Origin of the sequence: Paraflavitalea soli (genome assembly GCF_003555545.1) — a bacterium.
GTDB classification, from domain to species: Bacteria; Bacteroidota; Bacteroidia; order Chitinophagales; family Chitinophagaceae; genus Paraflavitalea; species Paraflavitalea soli.
In genome coordinates, this window is the sequence record NZ_CP032157.1 from 3,318,919 (window position 1) to 3,334,392 (window position 15,474).

The following is a 15,474-nucleotide window of genomic DNA, read 5'->3' on the forward strand; positions in this document are numbered from 1 at the left end:
GTCCTCATTCCGCAAGAATCGGGTTTCCGGCACAGTCTGCGCCCGGTAGTTTTGTGTGCATGGAAAATATCATCAGCAGGATATTGGCACAAGACTGGTCGGCCGCCGAAAATGATCTGCATATCAATGGTTACACTTTGTTACGAAGTGTTTTGAATGAGAACGAATGCAACAGCCTGGTGGCGCAATACCAGGAGCCCGGGTTGTACCGCAAAACCATCGTGATGGAACGCTACCGCTTTGGCCTGGGAGAATACAAGTATTTCAAATATCCGCTGCCCTCACTGATACAGGATATCCGGCAAACGATCTATACAAAGCTTACCGGCGTGGCCAATACCTGGATGAAAGTGCTGGGCATTGATCAGCAATACCCTCCCACCCTGGCTGGCTTACACCAGCTTTGTCACCAGCACCAGCAGGTCAATCCTACGGTATTGATCCTGCAATACGGACAGGGCGGGCACAATACGCTGCACCAGGACCTATATGGTGATATATTCTTCCCCATTCAATTGGTGATGTTCCTCGATGAGCCTGGAAAAGATTATACCGGCGGCGAGTTTGTCATAACCCAGCAGGTGCCAAGGGCGCAATCCAAGGCCACGGTGCTCACGCCCCGCAAAGGCGACTTCCTGTTATTTACCACCAACTTCCGCCCCCAGAAAGGCAGCAAAGGCTATTACCGGGTGAACATGAAACATGGTGTAAGTGAAATACACAGCGGGCAGCGCCACACCCTGGGTATCATCTTTCATGATGCGCAGAGCTAAAGTAGCGGCTCATCCCGGTTTCCTTTCATTCATACATTATACCTACTTGCCCTAGCGCGCCAACCGGTATCTTTAGTCCTACCTAAAATCTCCTGTCAGTATGAAATTACAAGTGTTGCTTCCGGCTGCTTTGCTCTGCGGCCTCATGGCCTGTCAAAACAATGACACCCCCGCTCCTGCCCCTGATGTGGTAGCCGCCAATATGGATACTACGGTAAAACCGGGTGATGATTTCTTCCTCTATGCCAATGGTGGCTGGATCAAACAGCATCCCATACCCGATGAAGAAACCCGGTGGGATATTGGCCAGCTGGTGAATGAAGAGATCTACAAAAGAGTACTTTCCATTAATGAGAAAGCAGTAGCCGATAGCAACACCGGCGGAGTCTCTAAAAAACTGGCCGATTTCTGGCTCAGCGCCATAGATACGGTATCCATAGAACAAGCCGGCATTCAACCCTTACAATCCGATCTGGATAAGGTCAATGCCATTACAGACGTTCCCTCCCTGCTTCAATTGATCGCCGGCTGGCAGGTAAAAGGTATTTCCCCGGCATTCAGCCAGTTCATTTACCAGGATAGCAAGAACAGTGAGCAGATGGCGCTTTATCTCTACCAGGGCGGCCTGGGCCTGCCCAACCGGGATTATTATTTCAATACGGATAGTACTACCACCAGCAAACGCAATGCGTATGTAAAGCATGTGGCCCGCATGATGGAATTGCTGGGTGATGATACCACCACGGCCGCCAATAATGCCCGCACCATCATGAAGCTGGAAACAAGGCTGGCTAAAGTTTCACGCAAGCTTGAAGCCCTGCGTGATCCCTATGCCAACTACAATAAATTTGCGGTAACGGATATCAAGCGTCTGGCTCCATCTGTTGATTGGAAAACATGGGCCACCAATATTGGCGCCGGCTCGGTTGATTCTGTCATTATCGGACAACCGGAGTTTTTCAGAGAACTGGAAACAGCCCTTACAACTGTTCCGATCAAGGACTGGAAAGTATACCTGCGCTGGAACCTGATCAATGGCTCAGCCGACTATTTGAGCAAACCTTTTGTAGACCAGGATTTTGAATTTTATGCCAAAACCATGCGGGGCGCCAAGAAACAACGACCCCGTTGGAAAAGAGTACTCGATTCCGAAAAAGGCGCCATGGGCGAATTGGTAGGGCAATTGTTTGTGAAGGAATACTTCAATGAAACAGCTAAGAAGCGCTATTCAGATATGGTAGAGGCCATCCGCTCGGCCCTGAAAGACCGGATCAACAAGCTGGAATGGATGGGTGATAGCACCCGGGAGAAGGCCTTGCACAAACTGGCCACTATGAAAAAGAAAGTTGGCTATCCCGATAAATGGAAAGATTTTTCTGCGATGAAGATAGGCCGTGGTCCTTATGTGCTCAACATGCAGCAGGCCAATGCCTGGTGGCACCAGTACACGGTCAACAAACTGGGCAAACCGGTTGACCGCACAGAATGGGATATGCCACCGCAGGAATACAATGCCTATTACAATCCTTCCAACAATGAGATCGTATTGCCGGCTGGCATTTTTACGGTGCCCGGTTACCGCGACGAACAGTTGGACGATGCAGTGGTATATGGCTATGCTGCCGCCTCTACCATTGGCCATGAGATCACCCACGGGTTTGATGATGAAGGCCGCCAGTTTGATGCCAATGGCAACCTGGTAAGCTGGTGGACGAAAGAGGATGAAGCCAAGTTCAACAAGCGGGCGCAGGTGATGGTAAATCAGTTCAATGGGTATGTAGTAGTGGATACCTTACGGATCAATGGAAAAGCTACCCTTGGTGAGAACATTGCCGACCTGGGCGGTATCCTGCTGGGATGGGATGCCTTCCGCAAAACGGAGCAATACAAGAAGGGAGAAAAACTGGCTGGCTACACCCCTGCCCAGCGGTATTTTCTGGGTTATTCATTGGGCTGGCTGGGGCATGCCCGCAAGGAATTGCTGGCCAATCAACTGATGACAGATGTACACTCGCCGGCTCAGTATCGTGTGAATGGCCCTATGGCGGATGTGGATGCTTTTTATGAAACATTCGATATAAAACCAGGCGATAAACTGTACCGTCCCGATAGCCTGCGGGTGAAGATCTGGTAAAGTCTGAACCAGGATCTATTGGATCCGGAGGATCTTAAGGGTGCCCGGGAAGGAGAAGAACATGGTCTCCTTTCCGGGCATTTGTTTGTTATGACAGCATTACAATGAAATACAAGTACCCTTCCGCACAGGGCCGGACGGCATACGCGCCAAGGAGGCGTAGATTACCTTATTTATACAAGTTTAATAAAGAATCAGGATAATTGATCTTGCAAACAGGACGTAAATCCTTATTTAATGGTGTGGCATTCATGGCTGTTTCAAAATTATAATACCCTGGAATGCGCTCGCCGATTTTCCAGAAAGGCTGAGAAGTCCAAAAAGGTTCTTCGCATGGCAAGTAATACTTTTTGTTGGTTCTTTTTTCCATTTCCTTTCTATTTAAGAAAACCGAAGTATGAAACTCTTCAGCACTTTTCAGCCCCCCTCCACGGATACCCATAAATATTTCCCCCAGCTCGAAAAGGGTCCATGGCTTATTTAAAGAAGTTCGGTAGCCCATTACTGTATGAGAGTCATACAGATGAGCGTTCATGTCATTTATCTTTTCATAAACAGTGTCAATATAATCTGTGCTATATTCAACATAAATAAAGGCTGTAAGCTTCAACCTGGCTGAATCACAAAATATGTCGCCGACGTGCACTTTATAAAATCCATTTGCTGCATTACGTCTATTGTAATGACCAAACCAGCCATAACAACTGTCAATCCAGTTATAAACTGTGTAACTTAAAAAGGTGCTATCCTTTTTATATTGACTTGTCGTTTTCGTCGCTAGTCTATAGGCATCACAGTTTAAAATATTGGGCTGCTTTCCCAAAGTGCAACTTTGGGTATTTAGAATATATAAAATAACAGATAGTTGCCTGAAATGTCTTAAAGAATACTTCATCATAGGGTAATAATAATTATCTATTTTTCTTTAGGTTTAGTCGAGCTTTCTGGCATCGCCGAAGGGGGTGCGCATGGTCCATAATGACATCTCATTTGCGTCGTGCCATCCGAGTTTAATCCTATTTGTTGCGCAGGAGCTCCAATTGGCCTTTCCTCGACAAATACCTTTTCCCAATTATTGAGTTTTGCAGCCTTCATAAAGTAGCTTTTCGCAGCATTAGGATCAGGATAATCAATTTCGTGAGAGCTTAAATCAATAACCATTTCGATTTTAACATTTAGTATTTCTTTCTTTCGTGCTACTAAGTCATTGATCTTTGTGTTAATTGCACTTATATCCTTATCGAGTTTTTTCTTTGTTTCGTCTGTCATGAAATTAGTGAAAGCTTTCATTTCAGTTAATGACGTTAGTTCTTCTTGAACCGGGGCTAACAATTTGTCAATGTAGGCATTTAATGTTGTCCTTCTCTCATTTTCTTCAGTTTGATATTTTAGAATTCCTTTTGTAAATCCTCTTTCAAACGCAGTACCCATACTATTAGTAATAATTTTTATTGTTTCCCCTTTATCAAGTCCGCCAATGATGGCTGCGGCATCAGCGTATCCTGCTTTTTCTCCTGCCAAAATACGGTTTTCTTTTGTGTTGGATGTTTTGTCTTGAAAGGGTTTTTGAACTATGCTTGATACTCCCCCCATTGAACCATCGTAAAAACGGGGAGTTTTACTGCCTGCTCCTTCAATTTGCCTTTGAACAGCAGAAACCCAGGAACTTCCCCAATATTTTTCTTTAGGTTCATCTATCCCAAATGCAGACCCCCACATTCCATTAATAAAAATTATCAATCTACCGTCAGGGTCTTTTGCAGAAATTGGGGAATTGGCACAATATTGATACGGGGATAAATCGGTGTATTTTCTTTGTAACGGATCAACACTCAACCACCTTCCTATTCTCGCATCGTACATCCTTGCGCCAAAGTCTGACTGATTACCCAGCCCCTTTACTTCATTGTCATTCTCCTTACCATTAAACCCATACCGGTACAATCCCTTTTGCTCTCCACCAGTACTATCACACACCATTGTTTTCACACTGGTCACCAGATCAACCCGGTGCAGGCTGAAGTTGTCAATTGTATATGGCCAATCCTGGGCTACTGTTGGTGTGCCGGAATTAGCTCGCACCCACTCCACCCGTAGTTCATCTGCCCCACTCGGTGCAGTGAAATTCAATTGAAAATCACCCGAGCCAATATAGAAGAAGCCTCTTTGGTCGGTGATCGTCCAGGGCCCGACACCGGTTCTTGCCCACAACTGTATGAATATATATTTTTCCGCATTGGGCTGACTGGCCGAAAACTTCAACAAATATCGTTTATTGCCTTCTACCGGCAAATCAGTAGATAACTTGCAGTTTGTCAAATTAGTAGCATTGACCTGGATCTTTTTGTCGGTACTGCCTATTAATGTCAAACTTGTTCCTGAGCCATCAGTTGGTTTCCATATATGTTCATTTTCGACAATATTAGTTCCACTCACTTCTGCGGAATTGAAATCGGTAGCATGTACCAATACCTGATTTACGGTTGTGTATTTTTTTAATGAGAAATTGTCGACAAGGAAACTCAAACCAGCCGTAGCAGGCCTTGCTGAAATTCTGAACGCAACATAGGTGCCTACGGTTGCCCCGGTGGTAAACACTATTGAACGATGGCCTGTGCCGGACTGTATTATGCTTACACGGTATCCGTCGTTGGTTTGTGAAAGCACTTGTATATTATACTCCGTGATACCTGGCGATTGCTCAAGGATATCGCATTCCATCTGGTAAGTAGTAAAGGGTTCAATCATGGAGGATGGAACGACCACCAGCATGCCATCACTACTTGATGTTCCGCTGTTCTCTACTCTGAATGTGCCATTCACAAGGGAAACAATGCCATTTGCCTGCTGCTGCCAGGTTAGTCCTTTGTGCAAGTACCGGTTATTGGACAGTGTGGTTACACCGCTATCGAGATTACTTTCCACTTTCGTTTCCACCAGGCTCACCTCCTGCTCCCTGCAGCCTCCACAAACCATCACCGGCCTCAGGGATAAGGTGTCCAAACGACTGATGTTGAAGTTGTCTATAACATAAGGTGTATTATACCCATCATAGGTATTTCCATTATTACTCCGGATAAATTCGATGCGGGCCGAGTCTGCCCCCGCTGGTTGGGCAAAATTAAGTGCAAAATCACCCGCCCCTACGAAGAATACGCCTTGCGACTCGTTCTGCGTCCAGGTGCTACCTGTTTTTGAATATATCCGAAGTCCCAGGCGCTTGTCCAGCGCATCCTGTGCAACATTTACGCGCATCAGGTAATTGTTGCCGCCTGCTAACTTTATCTCCGTTTTGAGATATGCCTGATCGGTATTTGAACAGGTTACCCGGATCTTTTTATCATTTTCGCCAATCAATCCCAGGCTTGTAATTGTATTATTGAGCGGTTTCCAAATCATTCCATCACCGCTGATCACTCCACCACTGATGGTTGAATGATCAAAATCAGTAGCAACTTCCGTTGTCTCATCAACCGCTTTAAACTTCCTGATCTTCACATTGTCTACTACAAAATAAGAGCCTACGGCAATTGAGTTTGAAGTGATGCGCAATCGTATGTAGTTTGGTAACGCTTCCGGGCTGGTGAACAGGATAGCGTGATGCCCTGTTCCAAACTTTTGCGTTGTAACCCTGTACACATCATTGGTTGGAGTGTGTGCCTGGCAACCAAAATAAGTGATGCCGGATGACTTATCTGTTATATCAAATTCAATGACGTAGGTGGTATTGGCTTCAACGGCTGATCCCGGCAGGTAAGCCACTACCCCATCACTGGACCCGCCTCCATTATCGACCCTAATGGCATTGTTGGTGTACGAAATGGTTGCAGTATTCAATGGAGCCCATCGAACGCCGTTCTGATAGATATCTGTTCCATTGATGGTTACACCACTATTGAGATCGTTCGTCACCAGTTCTACCACATTGTTTTGCAATTCTTCTTTACAGTCAGTGGTAGTAGCATTTCTGCCTGGCATGATCATACCAAAGGGATAATAGGACTGTGCACTGCGTACGTCTGCATAATAGTAACTCGCAACGGTGTCTCCCGAAGCTGTAATTATGCCTTGCTTCCGATCGGAGATGGTTGCCAGTACATTTCCCAGGTGGTTACTTAGCTCATACAATTTCAACCCTCTTCTGTCAATAGCGGTATCGGATTGTCTGGTATCAGCCGGTCCGTTATCCACGGGCTGTACAGCGGTGTATACGCCAAGCCTGCTGCTGCCGTAAATGGACCGTTCTGTGAGGGAAGGCGCCAATTGGGCCAGATCAGCTGAACTGGTGCTGTCAGTATACACTGCGAGTGTATTTCCCTGTGCATCCCGCACATACCAGGTGTATTCTTTTTTGGTTGTTCCCTGGCGTTCTGTCATTTTGCCTATCCGGTTGCCCTGGGCGTCGTAAGCATATACAATCCTGCTCACCTTATTGGCCGCACCTGGATTCCGGATGATCTCGCGGATCTTACCATATACCGTCCATTTGATCTCGCGTATCCCTTCAGCGCTGTCTTTGACGAGGTTTCCAGTCGAATCGTATTTGTAATTCTCCGGGTCCGCCTGGTTGTCTATATCGCTGCTGTAAGTGCCTGCCTGAGCGTTGTCAATGATCTGCTTCAATTTATTGGAATTGGCATAATAGCTATACTGAAGATCATCCATCAGGGCGTTGGGTCCGTTTAGATTTCCGGTACGTTTATATTGCAGGATATTACCATTGGCGTCATAGGAAACACGTTCTTTATATTGTTCCAACATTTTCAAGGCACTCCAACTGTTGGTGCTTCCATTATAGCCCTTATAGGTGTCCAATTGTTTGACCCTGTTCAGTTGGTCGTACTTGTAATTATAGAGCAGCGTACTGCCAAAAGCAAGTCCGGGAATATGTGCCGAATCGAGGCTTTCTGCCATACTGCTGATATTGCCGTTGAACAATGGACGGTAGGCGCTGTCGGGCAGGTAGGCCATGTACCCGGGGAATGGTGATACCAGGGAGCTGATCGGGAAATAATCTCCTCCGAAGTAATTAAGCCCAAACCCAAACACATCCCTGGCAGTATACTGCCTCAAACCACCAATTGATCCATCCTTACCCATATCGAGGTTGGGCTTCATGCCCACGCTGTTCACGCCTTTCAGCCATCCCTGTAAGGTATAGGCATAGTCAAGCCCCTGCACCTGTTGGGCGCCTATCGTTGTCCGGGCCAGAGGGCCGTGGAGGTAATACTCGTATTGGGCTTCCTTATCCCAGATCACAGCATTGGTGCTGGTTTCTGTTGATATAAGTCTGTTTGACGCATCGTATGTGTACCGGTGCGACCACTGGTCGGCCCAGCCAGGCTGGTAATGAACGCTATTCACTTTTCCGCTGATGAGATCATATTCATACACCATTTTCTTCCAGCGGTTGCCGTTTTTATTCATCATATTGGGTGTAGTACCAGCCTGTCCGTAATCCTGCAGCAAAGTATCTACATTACCATGCAGGTCGTAACTGTAGAATGTCCCCTGGTTAAACGCTGCTGTGACGCCTGGTGAGTCTGCATACGTAGTATAGCTCACCCGGTTTCGCAGGTTTTGTTGTTGCACCACAAGTCGTTGGTCACCTGCTCCAAATCCAATATAGGCGGTATCATAAACAGTCTGGGTAACCTGGCCACGGTATTTTACCAGGTTGTCGAGCCATCCCCTCAGGATTGTTTCATTACGCGTAAGCGTATCGCTGATCACGCTACCCGAGGTATCCCTTATCTGCCCAACCTCTGTGATCCGTCCCAACTCGTCGTACCGGGTATAACTAAAGAAGCGGCTTCCGGTTGTGCTCATGCCCTTTTGTCTGGAATTCCGGCTAAGGGCCAGCCTGCCCAGACGATCGTACCAGAATTCCGATCCACCGGCATCAGGCGTGCGTTGGGCCACCACCTGGTTCAGGGTATTATAACGATATTCTGTGGCCAGTACATGTGCCGGCACTTTGATATTACCTGCCAGCCTGGCTGTTTCGATACTGTTGAGCCACAGGGAATCGTAATTGGCGCGAACCCCTGCCGGAGGGACTGTTTTCGCCAGGTTACCTGCCTGGTCATAATAGTAAAGGGTGTAATGGTATTCGCTCACGGTATGCCTTACGGAGAAGCTTTCATACTTATAGGCATCGAGGCATTTCGCACGATAGTTGCTATCGAAATTACCCATTACGGAATCGGTATATGCCTTATACAGCTCTTTCGCGGAACTAAGAATAAAGAAAGTCGAATCGCTACAATTGGTGATCTCTTCCAGCATTGCAGGTTGCAGTACAGGTTCGGCGCGGCCGCAGAGGGTCAACGATCCGGTTGCACAGGTATTGTCGGAACACAAATGCTGTGTTGCAGACCAACCCTGGGTTACCGATTTGGTAACATTTGTGGCGGCATTGATCTGGCTATACAGTGCAGCAACATCGGTGACCCGCCTGTGCGCAATGTTTTCAAAACTTATTTCACTGTTTCGTGAATCACAGGAAACCAATCCCATAGAATCGGTATGAATTACCCAAACATCATTCTTATTGGCATCAGCTTGCGGGTTGGCCGATACAATAGAAAACTCTCTGTCCAGATCTATACCTATACCTATCAGTGAGCTGGAATCTGTCATCCCAAATCTTCTTTGCCATTGAATGCCATTGTTATACTTCAGAAGGTGTTTATCACCGCTTAGGGTATCCTGCCAGGCTACGGCAAATCCACCACGTTTAACAGGTGTGACCACCTGATTGACCAGTGCCCCATCCTGAAATACCGGCTTTAACACCTTAATAACCTGTTGTTGATTATCAAGTTCAATAATGCAGGGATACTCTTTCCCGGTTGACGGGTCGGTAAACATTGCATTTACCACGCTTCCGGTTGTATTGGTGGTGGCAGACAAAAAGCGCGTTCCGTTGCCAATTTTATACACTTTTGGAAAATATGCACCAGTTGCAGGGTTTGACGGATTGAAAAGCTGCCTTTTAGGAATCTTATAGATACACCCGCTAAAGCCTGATTCTCCAGGAATATTGGATGTTGACTTAGTACCAAATATCAACAGGGAGTCCTCTTCCTCCGTTATCGCACTAACGGTAACGTCGTCCCATACCGTTCCTGCAGGTGGATTAATATCCGGACAAGCTTTAGTGGTAACGAAAATGTGGTTGACATAAGTGAGCGGCCACTGGGAAAAGTAATAAACACCAAATCCTTCCCGGCAGCCTGTCGAGGTCTTTACCAGTGCGGCATACTCTCCATTAACTAACTCTACAATGTCTACGGCGGACACTCCTTCTATTTGCCGTGCCAACCAGCTCTGCCCATCTTCAGGAACCTTTAGGATAGTTGTTTTATTAGCCCCCTGGTGTCTGGAAGAGGCAATGGCGATGAAGCTGTTGTCCATGGCCGTAATTACCTTTTTAATAATGTTGATACTGTCTCTGTAATTAGACTTCCAGACAACATCGCCCTTATGATCTGTACGCATTAGCCAGGCTGACTGTGTAGTAGTAGCACTGGTTGCCGTATCAGCTACTCCACCAGCAATAATCAGTCCTCCATCGAGCGTAGTTGTCATACTGGAAACAACAGATGTCTTTACGTTTTCAGTCATGGGGTATCCTGTAATATAAGCAGGTCCTTTATAGCATAGCTCACCATCACATACTTCAATAGGACGGCCTGTTTTCGCTATATATTCGTCTTCGTTGATCTCATCGAATGTTGCATATCCCCATGATTCATCGCCAAAATAATAGTAGTTGAAATAGTCTCTAAAGAGTGTTTTGCAATCGGGTAAAGGGCAAAGCGCGTTTGTGTCGGGCCTGGCACGCTCCAATGTTGTGTTGAACTGTTCGTTAAAGACAAGCTGATTGTTCTTGTCATACAGTTTGAACCAGTCCATCTCCACCGATTTCAGGTAATCAAAATGAAGCTTAAACCTATCCAGTTTTGCGTATTGCAGATGACCTGACGGCCGGGCAACTTCAAAAAGTAAGGTGTCATTATAATATACTCTGTACTTCTGGGATGTTACGGTATAACGTATGTTTTTCCAGGTATCAAAGAAATGAGTATTTACCCTTGCATCTGATACTACGACAGTTTGCTGACCGCGCACAAAATAGCTATAACCACTGCCAGGCTGAATAGTAACAGAGAATGGATAGTTCCAGGAGTCGCCTTCAATCATTTCAGGATAGATGGAAATGTCACCCGGATTGGAATAATCGTTTTCTGCTTTTATCCTGATCTCGCCGCTAAATTCTCCATCAAAACAAAAGTCCCGCTGTGACTGATAATATATTTCCATACCAAGCTTGTCGCCTCCATTAAAGGGCTTCAACCTTATCACTCCTGGGGTATCAATGAACCTGGCTAATTCTACAGTTGCAAATACCTGGTCAGACAGATAAGAACCTATTCTCCAGGTTTCACGCCAGAGCTGCGTATAAGAATTGACATATTCATTGGTCAGTGATTTCCGATAGGCCCGGTAGTAATCATAAAATCTCTCAAGATCATGTTTGGGGGTATTATTGGTGGTAATTGTTGCATGACATTCCTGTGAAAAATTAAGATAATCAAACACTGTTTTAGTGAACCCGAGCTTATAATTCAGGAACTGCTCATACAGCTGGTTAGCTTTGATCTGCACTGAATCATTTGGACTAAATTCTGCAGCAGGCAGCAAATTGGGGTAACGGCTCCTGAAAGCGGCATCAACCTGCCTGAATTGATCACAACTCACGCACACATCTCCTGCGTAACACTGGAATAAAGGCGGCAGGGAAATGGGGGCTTCTGCAAACCGGCAGTCTGAACTGCTGCCAACTACGCCACACATGCTCAATAAAATATTCACTACGGAATCAGATATATTGGTCTTGTGCACTGTTTTCAGGTAAGCCGAAAAAGAGGGGAACAGGGCGGCAACGGGCTGGTATTTCGTGTAGATGCGCGAGATATTGCTGCACTCACAGGTGTCTGGTTTGTTCAACAGGGGCTTATTGCTATACATTACCTGCCGATCGTAGGGCATGGGTGCAACAATGCCAAAAGGATTACAATTGCCTAGATCGACGATCCCCCTGCTGGTATTGAACCAGTTCATCACTTCCTCAAAACTCCTGAACTGCGAGGTGCTGGAAGGTTTCACGGAGCTGGATCCCAATTGGTGATTGGCGTCCGCTCCTTCTTTACAAACATCGATCAATTTAGGGATAATGACCTGTTCAAGGGTGTCGCGGTTATATAAAGTACATTTTAACAGTTGTTCCAGCCATTGAGTAGCATACGCCCGGCAATTACCATCATAATATTCGGCCAAAGCATTTTCATTCTTTTGCTGCCAGGCGGCAGCACCCGCCGCATCCGACGGGAGGTCAACATCATTCAAGGCCAGGGACTCCCATGCATCACTAAAATGCGGCTGGTGTCCCGACTGCATGATGGTGGCAGTAGTAATACAATTGTTACAATTTGCCTTTATCCACTGGTTTACCAGGTTACGCTTCACATCGAGGTACATCTGACGGAAGGACAGCCAGGCCATATTCAGTTCTCCCACACACATGGAGTCTGGCAGGAAAGCATAGTTGTTGTTTAAGTAAATATTATAACAGCCGACGGTACCATCGCACATGGCGGCGGCTGAGGCCACTCCCCACATGCTTACAAATACACCGTCTTTCTTCCGGTATTTGACAAGGGAATCAAGTAGCCTGGCCTTAAATGTATCATTCCGCAATGAAAAGAGTGGATCGACCTCGATCGAACCCACGGTGCCAGAGAAAAGGTTGTAAGGGCTGGTACCGGTATTGCCTGGATTGAGATAACCCCGTTTCTTTGCTTCGGCATAGGTTTCCACAGCCTCAAAACGACGATCCCAGACATGGCTTTCTTTCAGCAGGTCATATTTCTGCAATTTCACATACTCAGGATGCTTGCTCAGTAATGCTTCGGCCCAGGATGCCTTAAATTTTTGCGCAAAAAGAGCAGGGCTCAATTGACCCGGAGGTACCAGCTTGCCAGCGCCCTCATCATAGACCATATCCAAATTGCCATTCTCATCGCGGTAATCGGTGATCAGGGTATAGGCGGCAGCGGTATCCGGCATCTCTCCATCCTGGCTATTAAAGAATACGGAATAGATATCTTCCGCATTATCCACATTGGCATATTGCCCTGAGGACGGGATCATATCGATCATCATGGCTTTTCTGATCTCACCGGCTTCATTCGGGGGATCACACAACTCGGCACATTCACGCAGGGCATATTGATAAGCCGTTTCGGCCTGGGTACGGTACAAGGCAGAGTCGGCACCTACGCCGGACTTATCTTTAAACTCCTGCCAATAGGTGTCCCAGCTACCGAGGTTTAGCTCACAGGTTGCGCAGCTTGGCTTACATTGCAGCTGGTTCATCACGACTTGCCGTTGTTCTGTAATAAAGTTTTCCAGGCTTTTGACCAGGTTGTTCTTCTTAAATACAGAGTCGCGGTAGAAATCCATTGCATATTTGCTGATGGATAATTTTTTGGTCACCTCATAACTACCTTCCTGCAACCATTTGGTGAAGGTGACGGCAAATCCGCTGTCTTTTGAGCAGGTGGTATCTATCTGACTGAGGGAGAAGTTTCGCACCAGGGTGTCGAATGCCTTCCCGCCGAGTTTCTGGTTATTGCAATCGTCGGTAATGGTGATCTGCAGATCGTACAGACAATCATAGCAGAAGTTGGATGTGTTGGCGCCCTCCAGTTGCAGGGTTTGCGGGTCGAGCTTGTAAGTAAAAGTATGATTACCTGCCATTGGCACCAGCAATCCCTTTTTGCTTTCCAGTAAACTACCGCGTAGTACGGGCGACTTGCGGTCCAACAGATCTTCAGTGCGGGTTACAGGAATATTGGAAGGCAGTTTCGCCAGCTTGATGCTGTCTGGCGGTGTACCAGCCAGGGCCGTAGCGATCGTACGCCCTTTCATATCCAGATAACTTACACTGTACTGACCATTGGCATCACGCACCATGTTTTTGGTGTAGTGGGTATAATCGCCCACTTCTGTACCAAACAGGGCATCTAACTCGCGCTGATCGGGTGTACCGTAATAATATTTGGTTTCATGGCCACTGCCGATCCGGAAATTCTCCCCTACACCACTCTGACGGGCAATCCTGACTGTATTATCCTGCGTATATTCCGTTTCAATAAACGGATAACCTTTGGCATTCGGAATAAATTTATAGATGCCCGAATCACGCAGCTCATTGGCTGGCGAATAATACCGTGATGCGCCGGATGAGGTATCCATGGCAATGCCCTGCATCGTACAATATAGGTCGGGACTGGGCAAGGTATCATAGATACTCTTATCATAAGCCACGCCATTCAATCCTCTATTGAGGTTTCGGGTATAGCCGATCACCGAACTGAGCGTTGGAGCCGGCAATACCTGGATAGCCGACCGGCCCTGGTAGTCATATAAGGTCTCTCCAACAATTGTCCGGTTGGTCGTATTATCCTTTGTTACGATTTGACGTTCGCGCAAACTGCCATCGAAATACTTTACTATGGTCTTTCGTTTACCTTCCTCTGCAAAGGATGTCGTTGCCTGCCAGTTCAGATCCCGCTGGTGCCCATCATAATTGAACCTGCCCAATCCGGCTCCCACATTTGAACTCCAGTATGCCTCTTTCCTGGCTCCCCCTTTTTCCTGTTGTACTGCGCGCACCCGGTAAAACAAATGGCCTTTGTTATCGTAGAATAAAGGAATACGGTAGCTCGTTCCCCTTATGGTCACCCGTGTTGCATTGTTCTCAAAAATGCGGGCGACATCCGGCGATTGGGAATTGCCGTACAGTCCATCTGTAAGGGCTACAGCATCAATATATGTCCACTCCAGGTCATATTCATCGGCGCCGGTGACCGATTGCCACCAAACTGGCAATTCATCAAGATCGGTATTGGCGGCCAATGCGGAATCATTCACCTGGTTGATCACCTGTGCTGAACAGGAAAACTGGTATTGTGGGAAGCTTTGTAACTGGTTCACTACTTTCAATGCGCTCCATACGTTCCAGCTAACATTCTTTGTCAACTGCAACACTTTTACCTCCACCCGATAAGCATCGTTGAAAAGGTAGGTGCTGCGTGCCTTATAAGCATTGGCGGTATCGTAGTTGATGGTCAGGTCCCGGTCAACGGAGTCCCGTATGCCATTGGCCCTAGTAAAATAGATACGCAGCCGCGCGGTGGCGGTAAAACTACTGCGCAGATACACGGGAAGGCCTTCATTGATCTCCAGTGATACCAGGTTTTGCACTGCATACGGCTTGACCAGGATCGCATCGTAGGCACTGTTGAAGTATTTGGCATCCTCTACCAGGATCGTTGAATCAACCTTCAACTGTCCAGTACTGCCGTCCAGGACTTTTAAAACTGGCTGATCTCCGCCCGCCAGCGCGGTAAGGCAGGAGCTGAGGAATAGTAGAATACCGGTTAGCCGTTTAATAGACAATAGCTTTCTCATAGATAGTTCATCTAATGTGTGGTG

At 46.8% G+C, this 15,474-nt stretch carries 4 protein-coding genes; 2 read left to right on the plus strand and 2 right to left on the minus strand.

Annotation, left to right across the window (positions count from 1 at the left end; genetic code table 11):
• Nucleotides 1-59: 59 nt before the first annotated feature.
• Together D3H65_RS12235 and D3H65_RS12240 are read left to right on the plus strand one after the other, a co-directional pair.
• Complete coding sequence (locus D3H65_RS12235) at nt 60-773, plus strand: 2OG-Fe(II) oxygenase (protein ID WP_119050587.1); 714 nt, start codon at nt 60-62, stop codon at nt 771-773.
• Nucleotides 774-873: 100 nt separating this feature from the next.
• The gene (locus D3H65_RS12240) at nt 874-2,907 is read left to right on the plus strand and encodes a M13 family metallopeptidase (protein WP_119050588.1); all 2,034 of its coding nucleotides are present in this window, start codon (nt 874-876) and stop codon (nt 2,905-2,907) included.
• A gap of 169 nt (nt 2,908-3,076) precedes the next feature.
• Here D3H65_RS12240 and D3H65_RS12245 read toward each other — a convergent pair whose 3' ends face one another.
• Both D3H65_RS12245 and D3H65_RS12250 read right to left on the minus strand, forming a co-directional pair.
• The gene (locus tag D3H65_RS12245; protein WP_119050589.1) at nt 3,077-3,805 is read right to left on the minus strand and encodes a hypothetical protein; all 729 of its coding nucleotides are present in this window, start codon (nt 3,803-3,805) and stop codon (nt 3,077-3,079) included.
• A gap of 17 nt (nt 3,806-3,822) precedes the next feature.
• Nucleotides 3,823-15,450, minus strand: coding sequence for an RHS repeat-associated core domain-containing protein (locus tag D3H65_RS12250; protein ID WP_162915301.1), 11,628 nt, complete (start codon nt 15,448-15,450; stop codon nt 3,823-3,825).
• Nucleotides 15,451-15,474: the final 24 nt, after the last annotated feature.